We start from the raw sequence: 13816 nt of genomic DNA, 5'->3' as shown, positions 1-13816 counted from the left end.
ATCCTTGACTTCAGATTCCCTTCAGATTGACCACTGATACTCACCCCATCAAGCCCAAACGGGGGGAGTTTCATGACCCAGTCTCAGTGGAGCAGCCTGCTCCCATTGCCTATCGGCAGCCACGTCGACAATCACGCCCACTTGTCGCTTCATCTGCACAAGGACCCTGGCCGCGATGAGCTGGAGCACTTCATTCATCAGTGTTTTGCCAGCGTGCACCACGCTGATGTGCACCATTACCTCCCAGAACTGCTGGCGCTGCATGACAGCCATGGTCGGCTGGTTGCTGCCGCAGGCTTGCGCCCGGCCAGCAGCGGGCCGCTGTTTCTCGAGCACTACCTGGATGAGCCGCTGGAAGCTGCAGTTTCACGCGTAGCAGGCTGCCCCCTTGAGCGTGAGTGCATGGTCGAAGTCGGCAACCTGGCCTCGCTCAGTGCCGGTAGCGCGCGAATCATGATCATAGCGGTGACTTGGTTGCTGGCCACACGGGGCCTGAAGTGGGTGGCGTTCACCGGCGCGACGACGCTGATCAACAGTTTCCGGCGCCTGGGATTGGTGCCATCGGTACTGGCGTCGGCCGACCCGGCTCGGCTGAATGGGCAGGTGGACCAATGGGGTAACTACTACGCTCAGCATCCGCAAGTCTTTGCCGGCAGCATCGGTCATGGCTTCGATGCCTTGAGCAAGGCTGGAGTGTTCCAGCGCCTGGGATTACCTACGGCCTTTCAGGAGGCTGGCCATGCCGCATGAACTGGAGCGCTTTCATCAACTGCTGGTCACGTTTGCCCGCGATCACGCTGACGCCATTGCCGTGCAAGGGGCGACCGAGCGCTTCACCTACAGGCAGTTGCTGGCAGAGGTGGGGTTACGCACCCACAGCTTGCGTACGTGTTCGCCAGGCCCTCTGGTACTGGCGCTGGATAACAGCCCGCAGTTGCTGTTCTGGGATTTGGCGGCGCTGTTTGCCGAGCGTCCCTGTGTAATCGTCCCGTCGTTCTTCAGTGTTGCCCAGTTCAGCCATTGCATTGAGCAGAGTGGTGCCAGCCATGTGCTGTGCGACCCGCAATGGCACGGTACGCTCGCCGAGCTGGGGTTCGCTCAGCAGGACGTGTTCTGGGTTCGCGAGGCAGAGCCCGCTGCAGCGCTGCCTGCCGGCACCGCCAAGATCACCTACACCTCCGGCAGTACGGGCAAGCCCAAAGGCGTGTGCCTGTCTGTCGAAGCCCTGTTGCGTGTCGCCCGGGAACTGGAGGTGGCCAGCCGGCCCTGTGAACCTCAGCGTTACCTGGCGGTGCTGCCGCTTGGTGTGCTGCTGGAAAACCTTGGGGTCTACGCCGCATTGATGGCCGGGGCGAGTCTGCTGCTGTACCCCCAGGCGCAACTGGGCATGGGCGGTGCAAGCCAGGTCGATTTCAAGCGCTTGCTGGGGGCTATCGCCCTGAGCGGCGCGCAGAGCCTGATTGTGGTGCCACAGCTGTTGATGGGGCTGATCACTGCCATCGAGCGCGGGCTGATGCAGGTGGGGGCGCTACGGTTCGTTGCGGTCGGCGGTGCCCGGGTGGCGCCCAGCTTGCTGGCCCGCGCCGAAGCGATCGGCCTGCCAGTGTTCGAGGGCTATGGCCTGTCCGAGTGCGCTTCGGTGGTGGCCTTGAACCAGCCGGGCGCAGCCCGCCGAGGCAGTGTCGGCAAACCGCTGCCCCATGTGCAGGTGCGTATCGCCGAGGACGGGGAGGTGCTGGTGGCGGGCTCGGTGTTGCTCGGCTATCTGGCGGAACCACCTGTTTGCGATAGCTGGTGGGCCACCGGCGACCTCGGCCATTTCGACGAGGAGGGCTACCTGTACCTCGATGGCCGCAAGAAACACCAGTTCATCACCAGCTTCGGGCGCAACGTCAACCCGGAGTGGGTGGAGGCCGAACTGACCCAGAGCGGCGTGATCGCCCAGGCGTTCGTGCATGGCGAGGCCCTGCCAAAGAACCTCGCATTGCTCTGGCCGCTGGACCCCGCTACCCCCGACACCCTCATCGACCAGGCTGTGCAGCATTGCAATGCCGTGCTGCCGGACTACGCCAGGGTCCATGCCTGGCGTCGCCTGCCGTGCCCCTTGTCCAGTACCGAAGACACCCTGACCGCCAATGGCCGCCCGCGCCGCGAGGCCATCCTGCGGCGTTACCACTCCCTGTTATCCGATATCCCGTTGTGAGGTCTGCCATGTCCTTTTTCGATACCCTGCAAATGCAAACCAGCCAGGAGCGTCAGGCCCTGTTCGCCGTGCCGGTCATACGCGATGCGTTGGCGGGGCACGTCAGCCTCGACAGCTATGTGGCCTTCCTGACCCAGGCATACCACCATGTACGCCATACCGTGCCGCTGATGATGGCGTGCGGGGCGCGCCTGCCTTCGCGCCTGGAATGGCTGCGCGGCGCCGTCTGCGAATACATCGAGGAAGAGTACGGCCACGAGCAGTGGATCCTCAATGACATCAATGCCTGCGGTGGCGACTGGGAAGCGGTACGTGACGGTCGCCCGGCACTGCCGATCGAGCTGATGGTCGCCTACCTTTACGACATCATCGCCCGCGGCAACCCGGTCGGGCTGTTTGGCATGGTAAATGTGCTCGAAGGCACCAGCATTGCCCTGGCCACCCAGGCCGCCGGCACGATCCAGAGCACGCTGGCGTTGCCCGACAGGGCCTTCAGCTACCTCAGCTCCCATGGCGCGCTGGACCAGGATCACATGGTCACCTACCGGCAGTTAATGGACCGCCTTGATGATGCTGACGACCAGCGGGCTGTGATCCAAGCGGCCAAAGTGGTTTACCGGCTGTATACCGATATGTTCCAGGGGCTGCCGCGTGCGGGCCTGCAAGAGGTGCGTCATGCGCTTGCCTGAGTGTGTAGTGATACTCACCGGCGCCAGCGGAGGCATCGGCCTGGAACTGGCCGAGCAGTTGTGCGCAGCCGGTGCCCGGGTACTGGCGGTGAGCCGGCAGATGGGCAAACTCGCCGGGTTGATGAACCGTTATCACGACAGGCTGCTCTGGCAGTCGGCCGATCTGCGCAGCCATGAGGGGCGCGAGCAGGTGCTTGCCCGTGCCCAGGAGATGGGCGGGGTCAACGTCCTGATCAATGCCGCGGGCGTGAACCGTTTTGCCCTGTTCGATCAGATCGACGAGCAGGCGCTGGACGAGTTGCTGGACATCAACCTCAAAGCCGCCCTGCAACTGACGCGTGTGTGCCTGCCGCTGCTGCGCGCACAACCCAGGGCACTGGTGGTCAACGTCGGTTCCACCTACGGCTCGATCGGCTACCCCGGCTATGCCACCTACTGCGCCAGCAAGTTTGCCCTGCGCGGCTTCTCGGAGGCGCTGCGCCGCGAGCTGGCCGATACCTCGGTGAATGTCATGTACGCCGCCCCCCGGGCAACACGCACCGCGATGAACAGCACCGCTGCCACGGCGCTCAACAAGGCCCTGAAAGTCGGCATGGACGACCCGGCAGATGTGGCCCGCGCTGTGCTCAAGGCCGTGCAGTCAGAGCGCAGGGAGCTTTACCTGGGCTGGCCGGAAAAGCTCTTCGTACGCATCAACGGCATGTTGCCCGGCGTGGTCGACCGTGCATTGCGCAAGCAACTGCCGGTGATCCGTCGTTACCTCGCTAGCCATTCCAAGGAGTCGATCAAATGAAACGTCTGTTCATCGCTGGCTTGCTGGCATTCGCACCGCTCACCTGGGCGCTGGACCAGGCCGGCAGCCAACAATTGGCTAACTTGCAGCAGCGCTGGGCGCAGATCCAGTACCAAACGCCCAAAGACAAACGCGCCGATGCGTTCGAGAAACTCGCAGCCGACGCTTCTACGCTGGTCCATCAGCATCCGGGCTCGGCCGAACCCTTGATCTGGGAGGGCATCATCAACAGCAGTTGGGCGGGTGCCATCGGCGGCCTGGGGGCGCTGGGCAAGGTCAAGTCGGCCAAGGCCAGCCTCGAAGAGGCGATGAAACTCGACCCTAATGCCCTGCAGGGCTCGGCTTATACCAGCCTGGGCACTTTGTACGACCAGGTGCCGGGCTGGCCCATCGGGTTCGGTGACAGCGACAAGGCAGACACTTTATTGCGCAAGGCGCTGCAAGTGAACCCCAACGGTATCGACAGCAATTACTTCTGGGCCGATCATCTGTTCCGGCAAAAACGCTACGCTGAAGCCACCGCCGCCCTGGAAAAAGCACGCCAGGCGCCGCCACGGCCAGGCCGCGAGCTGGCCGACCAGGGCCGGCGTGGCGATATCGATGCTTTACTCAAGGCCATCAAGGACAAACAGGACTGAACATGCGGCTGCTGCTGGTTGAGGATGATACCGCCCTGGGCGAGGGGATCTGCGACGGGTTGCGCCAGGAGGGCTACACCCTCGACTGGTTGCGCGATGGCCTGAGCGGGCTGCATGCCCTGCAACACGAAGTGTTCGACCTGGTGATCCTCGACCTCGGGCTGCCGCGGTTGGGCGGTATCGATCTGCTGCGACGGGTGAGGGCAGGGGGCAACAGCCTGCCGGTGCTGATCCTCACTGCCCGCGATGCGACCGAGGACCGTATCTCTGGCCTGGATGCCGGTGCCGACGACTACCTGGTCAAGCCTTTCGACCTCAACGAGCTCAAGGCTCGCCTGCGCGCCTTGCTCAGGCGCAGCGCCGGCCGGGCCAAGGTGCTCATCGAGCACGCAGGCGTAAGCCTGGACCCTGCCACTCAGCAGGTGCACTACAACGGTGTGCCCGTGATACTGACGCCCAAGGAGTATCGCCTGCTGCACGAGTTGCTGGCGCAACCGGGCAAGGTGTTCACGCGTGAGCGGCTGACCCAGCTGCTGTATGGCTGGGACGAGGAGCCTGAGAGCAACACGCTGGAAGTGAACATCTATCACCTGCGCAAGAAACTGTTCAACGGCCTGATCCGCACGGTGCGCGGTATCGGTTATCTGGTCGAGGGCAAGGTATGAGCTCGCTGCGCCAGCGCACGCTGTGGCGGGTGATGGTGCTGATGCTGCTCGGCACCGGCTTGTTGGCGTTGTACAACTATCACGACAGCCGACGCGAGATCAACGAAGTCTACGATGCTCACATGGCTCAGAATGCCCGGCTGTTGCAGGGAGTGATGAGCCTGCCGGTGCAGGATGGCAACCGCGAAAAGCTGTATCAGGCATTCGACGAGGCGCTGGGCAAGGCCGGGCGCCACCGTGTGGGCCACCCCTATGAGAGCAAGCTGGCGTTCCAGGTGTGGGGGGAGGGAGCACGGTTGCTGGTGCACACCCCCAGTGCACCGACCCTCGACGCACCGCCTACGGCGGCGGGCTTCTACGATTTTGCCAGCGGTGGCGAACAATGGCGCGGCTTTGTATTACCGGTACCCGAAAAACAGTGGGTGATCTGGGTGGGTGAGCGCGACGACGTGCGTTACGACCTGATCGACCGCATCGTACGCCATACCCTGTTCCCGTTCCTGCTCGGCAGCCTGGGCTTGGCGCTGTTGGTCTGGGCGGCCATCGGCTGGGGGTTGCGCCCGTTGCAGAACATGGCCGATGTGATTCGTGCGCGCCATGCCGACTCCCTCGAACCCCTGCAACTGGTGCCGTTGCCGACCGAGCTTGAGCCCATGCAGGCGGCTATCAATCGCCTGCTTGCGCAGATCGATGACCTGCTGCGGCGCGAGCATCGGTTCATTGCCGACGCCGCCCATGAGATGCGCACGCCCCTGGCGATCCTGCGCCTGCATGCGCAAAACGCACAGGCCGCCAGTACCGATGCCGAGCGGCAGAAAGCCCTGGGCTTTTTAATTGGCGGTGTCGACCGGCTGACCCGGGTGGTCAACCAGTTGCTGACCCTTGCCCGCGTCGAGCCGCGCCTCGGTCAGCGCGCCACCCGTGTCGACTTGGGCGAAGTGGTCACCGATGTGCTGGCGGATCTCACACCCTGGATACTGGATCGCGGCCTGGAGCCCTCGCTGGATCTCAGCGAAGGTGACCATGCCCTGATGATCGACTCCGGAGCGCTGGGCATCGCCTTGCAGAACCTGGTTTCCAATGCGGTAGAGCATTCACCGCCTGGCGGGCGTATCACGGTATCACTCAGGCGCCTGGCCAATCGCTTCGAACTGGTTGTCGAAGATGAAGGGCCAGGTCTAGACGAGGCGAATCTTGTGCGGGTATTCGAGCGCTTCTATAGCCGCAATAGCCCCAATGGCGCAGGGCTGGGGTTATCCATCGTGGCCACTATCGTCGAGCGGCTGGGGGGGCAGGTGCGCCTGGAAAACAGGGCCATTGGTGGGCTGGCTGCCATCGTGTCGCTTCCCTTGCAGTGAGCTGCCCGATACTGTCTCTAAGGCCCTTAGGTTCTGTACGAAAAGTAGGGTCATTCATCGTTGTGGGAGCGGCGGTGCGGCGATCCGACTTGCCCCGCGATCTGCCGCAACGCGGCAGCAAAGCCTGAGTTCGCGGCTTCTTTGACACCATTTGATGTCGGGTACAGGAGCGCTTCGCACTCCATCGCGGGACAAGTCGGATCGCCGCACCGCCGCTCCCACAAAACTTTTCGTACAGAGCCTAAAAGGTGCTGCTCAGCAGCCAACCGAATACGCCGCAGCCCAGGACAACCAACCACGCAGGCCACTTCCAGAACATCAGGGCCATCAAGGCGATCAGCGCCCATGCCAAGTCTGCTGGCTTGGCTATGGCGCTCGTCCACACCGGTTGGTACAAGGCTGCCAGCAGAAGCCCGACCACGCCGGCGTTTACACCGGCAAGCGCTGACTGGCTGCGGGCGCTGCGCCGCAGTGTTTCCCAGAAGGGAACTACACCGACCACCAATAGGAAGGAGGGGGTAAAAATGGCGAGAATGCCAACCGTCGCGCCCACCCAGCCGGACGGCTGCACGCTCATGGATGCACCCAGGAAGGCTGCAAACGTGAACAGTGGGCCCGGTATGGCCTGCGTCAGGCCATACCCTGCGAGAAAGGTGTCATTCGCGACCCAGCCATTGGCCACTGTGGCCGACTCCAGCAACGGTAGAACGACATGCCCACCGCCGAATACCAGCGAGCCGGCGCTATAAAAGGCGTTGATCATTGCCAGTGCTTGCGAGGGCCAGATGCGGGTCAATAGCGGCAAGCCCACCAACAAGGCAAAGAACATTACCAGCGCAGCCAGCCCGGCCTTTCGGCTGAGTGAAAACGGCAGCTCTTCCCCTGCCGGGGAGCCCGGAGGCTTGAGCAGGATCAAGCCTGTGATGGCCGAGCCTGTGATCACGGCTATCTGCCCGACTGCGTTGGGCCACAGCAGCGCGGTACAGGCAGCGAACAGGGCGATGGCTACCCGCGCGAAATCGGTGCAGAGGCTACGTGCCATGCCCCATACGGCCTGGGCCACCACGGCGACTGCGACGATTTTCAGGCCGTGCAACAGGCCACTTGGGGCGCCACCTCCCCATGCCCCCAGGCCCTGAGCACACAGCGTCAGCAGGAGGGCCGATGGCAATGTGAACCCAGCCCACGCAGCGACAGCGCCCGGGTACCCCGCCCGTGAAAGGCCCAGCGCGATGCCCACCTGGCTGCTGGCGGGGCCGGGAAGCAGTTGGCACAGGGCGACCAGCTCGGCATAACTGCGTTCACTGAGCCATTGGCGGCGCGCTACAAATGCTTCACGAAAGTAACCCAGGTGCGCAATGGGGCCACCGAAAGACGTCAGCCCCAGGCGCAAGAACACCAGAAACACCGACCAGGCAGAGTCGCTGGGCTTCACGCCGCAGTGAGTGCGTTCTGACAAGACAGGCTCCTTGGGTAAGTGACGCTGCTGTTTTTGGTGGGGAACAGCCAGCCTTGAAGGTTGCTTTGGCGCGTAGCCCCGCGGCGCTCGGTTTCACCGGCACTAAAATCCTGCGACAAGCCCCATAATCCGTACTCATTTGTGCAAAGTTTGCTGTTCGCCGCCTACGCTGTCCAGAGTCTTGGTCAGCAGGAGGCACCATGAGCAATTTCCCTATCGTTGCTACCGTCCTGTCTATGGTCTTGGGCCTTTCTGTCACGCGCCTGCTTCTGGGGGCGCTGACCGTCTTCCGTATCCGTCGCACCGCTGCTCCAGACTGGGTGGCTCTGGTCTGGGCGGTCATGCTCTTCACCACCCAGATGGATTTCTGGTGGGCAGTCAATTCGCTGCCGCAAGTCAGGGCGACCTTCTCGTTCCAGGAGTTCTTGCTGTTGGTGCTGCTGGCTCTTGCGCTGTTCGTTTCCTCGGCGCTGATGTTGCCTAGCCGCAGTGAGGACGAGCGCGAAGGGCTTCGTGTGTACTTCGAGCAGGATGGCCGCTACGCGCTGCTGTTCCTGTCGGGCTATTACCTGCTTGGGTTCATCGTCAACATTCTGTTGTTCGGCGTTTCGCCCATGGCGCTTTGGGGCGCCTTTGACGTGGTCATGATCATGATCCCGCTGTGTGTGTTTGCAGCCAGCTCGCGCAAGGCCTATACGCTGCTGACCGTGGCATTCGTACCTCTTAATATTGCGGACCTGATCATATCGCTAGTGGCGTGACCGAGGTCTTGCGCTGTGCATTAAAATCTATGCATTGTGAGCACAATATCTGTACAAGATGCTATTGTTGTACAGTATTTACGCGTGCTTGAGGTCAGTATGGCGCACCGTGCTCGTTGGACTTGCCTTTGTCTGCTACTGGCGGCCTTTTCGGCGGTGGCGGGCTGGCGAGCGGAGCTGCCTGGGGCGCAACGGCTGGGGAGTGGTGAGTTCACCTGGTTTGGACTGCGTCTTTACACAGCACAATTATGGACAGCAGGGCCAGTTCATGACTGGAGCCAGCCTTTCGCCCTTGAGCTCCTCTACCACCGTTCGTTGTCCAGGGACACCTTGGTACAGGCCAGCCTTGAGGAAATGCGCCGCCTCAACGGTGGCAGCATAACGCCGCAACAACGCACGGCGTGGACCCATGGGATTGAAGAGGCATTCGTGGATGTGCGCCCCGGCATGCGCATTACTGGCTTGTACCTGCCGGGGCAGGGCTGCCGCTTTTACGTCGACGGTAAATTCAGCCGCGATATCGCCGACCCGGTCTTTGCCAGGGCGTTCTTTGCCATCTGGCTCGACCCCGGAGCCCGGGATACACAACTGCGCCAGCGCCTGCTTGGGCTGGCTGGCAACGACTGAGGAACATGTACAAAGTGCTGTTGCTGGTTTCCTAGGCGTTACCAGCTGGACCTGCCAGTTGACGGGCGGCACTGGCAGGTAGACCTGGACGACTGGATGTACCTCATGGATGACGACACCCTGATCAACCGTTCAAGCATGAGCAAGCTGGGCGTTGAGATCGCCCAGATCACCCTGTTCTTCCGCCGCCTGCCAGAGGGCACACCATGAACCTGATCGCGCTTACCCAGCTGGTCTCGACCGGCGAAGCAAAGGAACTTGAACTGCTGTCGCTGGAGGGTGGTTTCTACCTCCTGCGCGCCTTGACCGACGCCGGCCCCGTGACATTGAGCGATGCCCATGGGCAGCCCGTTCGCGTGCGCTCCACTACCGAGCTGCGGCAGCTGTTGGCCGACCTGCCACCCGTGCCCTGCATGCTGGTACAGCAGGTGGTGCATGATGAGATGTGCGGGCAACGTGACGGCCCCATTGCGCCGCTGCGCGTACCGGTAACGCTCACCAGCCAGTGGTAGCCTGAACGATGCGCCTGGGCCCGCCCGCGATGTTGTTCTGATGGCGGAAGTGGAGGGTAAGGCCCGCTAGGTGCCGCCTTTGCGTGATTTGCTCTCGGAGAGTGAAGGGGTGGCTATAGCTGTGTTTGAGGGGCAGCGTCTGGATCATTTGCCGCAGCCATATATAACTAAACTAAATGGATATTTAGTGTAGTTAACATTAAGACTTACCAGAATGCAAGTTGGCGAAGGGTAGCAGATGACCAACTCAATGCAAGCCTCTACTGCTGAACGGCCAGCGCACTATTTAATATCGCCAAAAAATAAAAGCTGTCACAGCAAAATAAAACACTACTCCTTACAGTCGCAAAGCCATGCGTGCAGAGGAGCAGAGCAGTTCAAGCATCTCACGGGATCACTGCACAAGGCCGTCTGACGGGTAACAACGGCTCTGTATCGGTTAAAAGTCGCTGTTCGCTGGGTCCACTGGGTAATGGTCGCGGACCGCATCGGATTTGACATTTTCGGAACTGGTCGAGTGCCAAGGTTAATAATTTTTCTAACGTTGCCCCATGTTTTCGCGCGTTACCCAGAATACTGACTTAGACGCCTTACTGACGATTGCAGCCAGATATTAGAGGCCACTATTTCCGACAACTCCCTCTGTTTTTAAGCGTTGCGCCGCGTTTTAGGACGAGAAAATCATCTGTTTAATAACGTCAGCACCAGCTTTTCCCCTGACGCGCCAGTTACATTCACGCCTGGCTAACAAATTTCGATGAGCGACTGAGTGATCCTGAGGTTCTTTTCGACTTTCCAGAACGCGAGCGTACCAATTGGACGACGCGAAATTTTCTGGAGGTTGACCCAGATTCCCAGGTTTACAGCTTTTTTCGAAGCTATGGGACACGAGTACTGTAAACCCAGAGAACCATTTCTTTCCGTAACCCATTGAATCTTCGCGTATTCCTAGGGATTCCCAGGTTTCAAAATTTCTAGTGCCGCAGTTTCGCAATCGTCACAGGTACAAGGCCCCGTGAGAAATATCCAAGGGTGCGCATAATTCATATTATGTTAAATGGTGTGTCTGGAGGTGCGCTTTACAGGTGTCACCAGCGTCGGTAATTGTGACCGTCACTTAATGAATGGAATGGCGCCCACTCAGGCAACCCGCTGACTTCAATGATCTTTTTGAATGCGCTCAGAGCATGTGACCGGCCCAGATCCCTTGTTCCACCAATTCCGACGCCAATGCTACGAACGTCTCGCCGACGTAGCGAGTCGCTGGGCTTACTCGCCTGTCGGCAGGTGACACTATGACCAGTTTGCGCATCGGCGTCGGCTCTACCAGTGGCGCTGCGCAAAGCGTGCCGTTTTGCAGATGCACATAGATTGACGCCAGTGGCAAAGCGGTCAGACCGAAACCATTGCGGACCAGATCGATCATGGCGCCAAATGAATCCGCCTCGACACTGGCTACGATCTTGAAACCGACATCTGCAGCGCAACGGTCCATGATCTTGCGCAGGCCATGTCGCGGGCTGGGCAGGACCAACTGTTCGTGGGCCAGGCTTGCAAAGTTGACGGCCCGATCCAATGTCAGGCCGGCACTGGGTGGTCCTACCAGAACCAGATTCTCCATCATCACCGGTACGATGCGCAGCGTGTGCAAAGGCTCCAGGTCATAGGAGATTGCCAGTTCCAATTCGCCGCGTTGGATCCAGTCCAGCAAATAACCGCTGAAGGCGGAGGAGAAACGGATCGATAAATCCGGGTTTTCTTCACGAATGCGCTTAACCAGACGCACCGTCATGATTTCAGCGATGGTCGGTGTGGTGCCTATTGCCACGGCGCCACGGAAGGCCCCCTGCCCCCCCGCGACCGAACTGCGAATTGCCTCGAGTTCATCCATGATGCGCGTGGCATGCTGCAGCACCTCACTACCGGCCTCGGTGATGATCATGCCGCGACCGTGGCGCTCAAAAAGATAGACCCCCAGTTCTTTTTCCAGCTGTCGTATTTGCCGACTCAGCGCCGGTTGAGCGATATGCAGTCGATCAGAAGCCTTGCTGAGACTGCCTAGCTCGGCGACATGAATAAGTGTTTTGAGCTGAACGACGTCCATGGGCTGACCAACGCGGGAAAATGGGGTGGGGTCGCAGTCTAAACAGCCCGACTGCTACCAGCTATAGAATTTCAGCATATCAGATAGTCACCTGGTCCCCTTATTCAGCTGAGCGCTGTGGAGTAGCTTGCAAGCAAGTCGCGCCTCGATACGCGATGCCTCACAAGAATAAGACTAGAGGACTTGATCATGCTTTTCATCACCTCCCCTCCTCTGGCAGAACCGCGTGCACTGCAGCCGTTCTGTTTGCGAACGCACCGCCCGCACTGACCCGCAGAAATGCCCCCAAGCCATGCATGAAGCGCTTGCTGTCGCTTTGTGATGTCTCGTGCTTTGCCAGAGGTTCCCTACCATGTCCATTCCCCTGCCCATCAATAACGATCTCGATGATGCGCCCGCCCGCCAACCCAATCGTGTTCGCGCGATCATGGGTGCCTGCTCGGGCAATCTGGTCGAGTGGTATGATTTTTTCATCTACGCCTATACCGCTATGTATTTTGCGGCGTCGTTCTTCCCCAAAGGAGATACCACCACCCAGCTGCTGGCCACTGCTGGCGTGTTTGCCGTCGGTTTCTTCATGCGTCCACTGGGCGGGTGGATCTTCGGCTGGATCGCTGATACACGAGGTCGCAAGGTCTCGATGATCATCTCGGTGTTCATGATGTGCGGCGGCTCACTGCTGATCGCGGTGATGCCGACCTATGAAACGGTGGGCATCGCGGCACCGATCATGCTGGTGGTCGCACGGCTGATCCAGGGCCTATCGGTAGGCGCCGAATATGGTACCGGCGCCACTTACATCAGTGAGATTGCCACACCGGGGCGCCGCTGCTTCTACGGCTCGTTCCAGTATTTCACGATCATCGCCGGGCAACTGCTGGCGCTGTTCACCGTTGTGATCCTGCAGCAGACCCTGACGGACGAACAGCTGCGCGAATGGGGCTGGCGGATCCCGTTCTTCATCGGTGCCGTCAGCGCCGTAGTGGTGGTCTACCTGCGTCGTTCGATGCACGAAACCGCGTCGAGAAAAGACATGAACCGTGAGGGTGCCGGCTCGTTGCGCGGCATGTTCAAACACAAACGCGCCGTGGCATTGGTGTTTGCCTTCACCATTGGCGGCTCGCTGTACTTCTACACCTTCACCACTTACATGCAGAAGTTCCTGGTGATCTCAGCCGGCTTCGACGCAGAAACTGTGAGTTTCATCATGACCTCGGCACTGATCGGCTTCATGTTGTGCCAGCCACTGTTCGGGCTGATGGCTGACCGCCTCGGGATCAAGATTCACATGCTCATGTTTTCGGGGCTGGGGGTGCTGCTGGTGATCCCGGTGCTGTTGGCGATCAAGGGCACGCAAAGTCCTTTCGTGGCGTTTGCGCTGGTGTTTGGCGGGTTGGTTATCGCCTCGCTGTACACGCCAATCGCGGGCATCGTCAAAGCCGAGTTGTTCCCACCGGCGGTGAGGGCCTTGGGCGTAGGCTTTCCGTACGCCGTCGGCAATGCGGCGTTTGGCGGCACGGCAGAGTATGTGGCGCTGTCATTCCGGGCAGAAGGCGCCGAGGACTATTTCTTCTTCTACGTCGCCGCGGTGCTCTGTGTGACCCTCATTGCCTCGATGCTGATGCCTAACCTGACCCGTCATGGCTACATCAGTGGGGATGGCAAGGTGGAGGAGAATACCGGCATGCCAGTGAGTCGGATGGAAACGGCGCAGCCTTGAGCGCCTGCCCTCGCACTAGACTGGTCTGTAGCGTCTCAAAGGCTCAGGTTCGCGCCAAACACGGGTGCGAGCCTGAGCCCTTTTCAGCCCCCGCTTTTTATCAGAAGTGCCTGACCACACTTTCATCGAGCGCTGCTCTGCCTACCTCGACGAAGTTGGCCGGTGACTGCGGATCGGCGTAACCGAAGGATATGCCGAACATCAGTTGCAAGCCTGCTTCCACGCCCATCGCGTCGCGTACCGTTTTCGGAGATCGATGCTAGCCTATTCGTTCACTTAATAGGGAC

Annotated in this window: 14 protein-coding genes and 1 pseudogene; 12 read left to right on the top strand and 3 right to left on the bottom strand. The window is 60.4% G+C overall.

What is annotated here, in order from left to right; genetic code table 11:
• Positions 1–72 precede the first annotated feature (72 nt).
• The 7 genes from HU766_RS03020 to HU766_RS02990 are packed head-to-tail and all read left to right on the top strand — an operon-like array spanning position 73 to position 6346.
• Positions 73–750 carry a thermostable hemolysin gene (locus HU766_RS03020; RefSeq protein ID WP_186653247.1) on the top strand — a complete coding sequence of 226 codons (678 nt, stop codon included), beginning with the start codon at positions 73–75 and terminating at the stop codon, positions 748–750.
• A complete protein-coding gene (locus tag HU766_RS03015; protein ID WP_186653244.1) occupies positions 740–2203 on the top strand; it encodes an AMP-binding protein in 1464 nt (487 codons plus the stop codon). The genes HU766_RS03020 and HU766_RS03015 overlap by 11 nt, the downstream gene beginning before the upstream one ends.
• 8 nt (positions 2204–2211) lie before the next feature.
• Positions 2212–2892: an iron-containing redox enzyme family protein gene (locus HU766_RS03010; protein WP_186653239.1), complete on the top strand. Its 681-nt coding sequence runs from the start codon at positions 2212–2214 to the stop codon at positions 2890–2892.
• The gene (locus HU766_RS03005; RefSeq protein ID WP_186653236.1) at positions 2879–3685 is read left to right on the top strand and encodes an SDR family oxidoreductase; all 807 of its coding nucleotides are present in this window, start codon (positions 2879–2881) and stop codon (positions 3683–3685) included. Before HU766_RS03010 ends, HU766_RS03005 begins: the two co-directional genes overlap by 14 nt.
• A complete protein-coding gene (locus tag HU766_RS03000; protein ID WP_186653233.1) occupies positions 3682–4323 on the top strand; it encodes a hypothetical protein in 642 nt (213 codons plus the stop codon). The genes HU766_RS03005 and HU766_RS03000 overlap by 4 nt, the downstream gene beginning before the upstream one ends.
• Before the next feature lie 2 nt (positions 4324–4325).
• Entirely contained in the window at positions 4326–4988 is a 663-nt protein-coding gene (locus tag HU766_RS02995) for a response regulator (protein ID WP_033697875.1), read from the top strand.
• A complete protein-coding gene (locus HU766_RS02990) occupies positions 4985–6346 on the top strand; it encodes an ATP-binding protein (RefSeq protein ID WP_186653230.1) in 1362 nt (453 codons plus the stop codon). The genes HU766_RS02995 and HU766_RS02990 overlap by 4 nt, the downstream gene beginning before the upstream one ends.
• 241 nt (positions 6347–6587) lie before the next feature.
• On the opposite strand, the gene chrA is transcribed toward HU766_RS02990, so the two are convergent.
• Positions 6588–7805 carry a chromate efflux transporter gene (chrA, locus tag HU766_RS02985; protein ID WP_186653227.1) on the bottom strand — a complete coding sequence of 406 codons (1218 nt, stop codon included), beginning with the start codon at positions 7803–7805 and terminating at the stop codon, positions 6588–6590.
• A gap of 200 nt (positions 7806–8005) precedes the next feature.
• Here chrA and HU766_RS02980 point away from each other — a divergent pair, with 200 nt between their 5' ends.
• The 4 genes and pseudogenes from HU766_RS02980 (at position 8006) to HU766_RS02965 (ending at position 9705) form a co-directional block, all read left to right on the top strand.
• A complete protein-coding gene (locus HU766_RS02980) occupies positions 8006–8566 on the top strand; it encodes a hypothetical protein (RefSeq protein WP_186653213.1) in 561 nt (186 codons plus the stop codon).
• Positions 8567–8665: 99 nt separating this feature from the next.
• Positions 8666–9193 carry a chalcone isomerase family protein gene (locus HU766_RS02975; RefSeq protein WP_186653209.1) on the top strand — a complete coding sequence of 176 codons (528 nt, stop codon included), beginning with the start codon at positions 8666–8668 and terminating at the stop codon, positions 9191–9193.
• A 36-nt stretch (positions 9194–9229) separates the two neighbouring features.
• Positions 9230–9403: pseudogene (locus tag HU766_RS02970) on the top strand (DUF3833 family protein); the annotation flags it as partial.
• Positions 9400–9705 (top strand): DUF6482 family protein, encoded by a 306-nt coding sequence (locus HU766_RS02965; protein WP_016486281.1) that lies wholly within the window; start codon positions 9400–9402, stop codon positions 9703–9705. The pseudogene HU766_RS02970 and the gene HU766_RS02965, both read left to right, overlap by 4 nt.
• Positions 9706–10885: 1180 nt before the next feature.
• Here HU766_RS02965 and HU766_RS02960 read toward each other — a convergent pair.
• Entirely contained in the window at positions 10886–11809 is a 924-nt protein-coding gene (locus HU766_RS02960) for a LysR family transcriptional regulator (protein ID WP_186653206.1), read from the bottom strand.
• 352 nt (positions 11810–12161) lie between these two features.
• Between HU766_RS02960 and HU766_RS02955 the strand changes: the two genes are divergently transcribed.
• Positions 12162–13529 (top strand): MFS family transporter, encoded by a 1368-nt coding sequence (locus tag HU766_RS02955; RefSeq protein WP_186653203.1) that lies wholly within the window; start codon positions 12162–12164, stop codon positions 13527–13529.
• A 100-nt stretch (positions 13530–13629) separates the two neighbouring features.
• Here HU766_RS02955 and HU766_RS26400 read toward each other — a convergent pair whose 3' ends face one another.
• Complete coding sequence (locus HU766_RS26400; protein WP_273027577.1) at positions 13630–13758, bottom strand: hypothetical protein; 129 nt, start codon at positions 13756–13758, stop codon at positions 13630–13632.
• Between the last annotated feature and the right edge of the window lie 58 nt (positions 13759–13816).

Source organism: Pseudomonas sp. SWRI77, assembly GCF_014269105.1.
Taxonomy (GTDB): Bacteria; Pseudomonadota; Gammaproteobacteria; order Pseudomonadales; family Pseudomonadaceae; genus Aquipseudomonas; species Aquipseudomonas capeferrum.
This window is presented reverse-complemented; position numbering and strand designations above follow the sequence as displayed.

Excerpts from the sequence above, each read along its gene's own strand:
- HU766_RS03015 (WP_186653244.1), top strand. The coding sequence starts at position 740 with ATGCCGCATGAACTGGAGCGCTTTCATCAACTGCTGGTCACGTTTGCC.
- HU766_RS02965 (WP_016486281.1), top strand. The coding sequence starts at position 9,400 with ATGAACCTGATCGCGCTTACCCAGCTGGTCTCGACCGGCGAAGCAAAG.
- HU766_RS03010 (WP_186653239.1), top strand. The coding sequence starts at position 2,212 with ATGTCCTTTTTCGATACCCTGCAAATGCAAACCAGCCAGGAGCGTCAG.
- HU766_RS02975 (WP_186653209.1), top strand. The coding sequence starts at position 8,666 with ATGGCGCACCGTGCTCGTTGGACTTGCCTTTGTCTGCTACTGGCGGCC.
- HU766_RS26400 (WP_273027577.1), bottom strand. The coding sequence starts at position 13,758 with ATGGGCGTGGAAGCAGGCTTGCAACTGATGTTCGGCATATCCTTCGGT.
- HU766_RS02960 (WP_186653206.1), bottom strand. The coding sequence starts at position 11,809 with ATGGACGTCGTTCAGCTCAAAACACTTATTCATGTCGCCGAGCTAGGC.
- HU766_RS03005 (WP_186653236.1), top strand. The coding sequence starts at position 2,879 with ATGCGCTTGCCTGAGTGTGTAGTGATACTCACCGGCGCCAGCGGAGGC.
- HU766_RS03000 (WP_186653233.1), top strand. The coding sequence starts at position 3,682 with ATGAAACGTCTGTTCATCGCTGGCTTGCTGGCATTCGCACCGCTCACC.
- HU766_RS02955 (WP_186653203.1), top strand. The coding sequence starts at position 12,162 with ATGTCCATTCCCCTGCCCATCAATAACGATCTCGATGATGCGCCCGCC.
- HU766_RS02995 (WP_033697875.1), top strand. The coding sequence starts at position 4,326 with ATGCGGCTGCTGCTGGTTGAGGATGATACCGCCCTGGGCGAGGGGATC.
- HU766_RS02980 (WP_186653213.1), top strand. The coding sequence starts at position 8,006 with ATGAGCAATTTCCCTATCGTTGCTACCGTCCTGTCTATGGTCTTGGGC.
- HU766_RS03020 (WP_186653247.1), top strand. The coding sequence starts at position 73 with ATGACCCAGTCTCAGTGGAGCAGCCTGCTCCCATTGCCTATCGGCAGC.
- HU766_RS02990 (WP_186653230.1), top strand. The coding sequence starts at position 4,985 with ATGAGCTCGCTGCGCCAGCGCACGCTGTGGCGGGTGATGGTGCTGATG.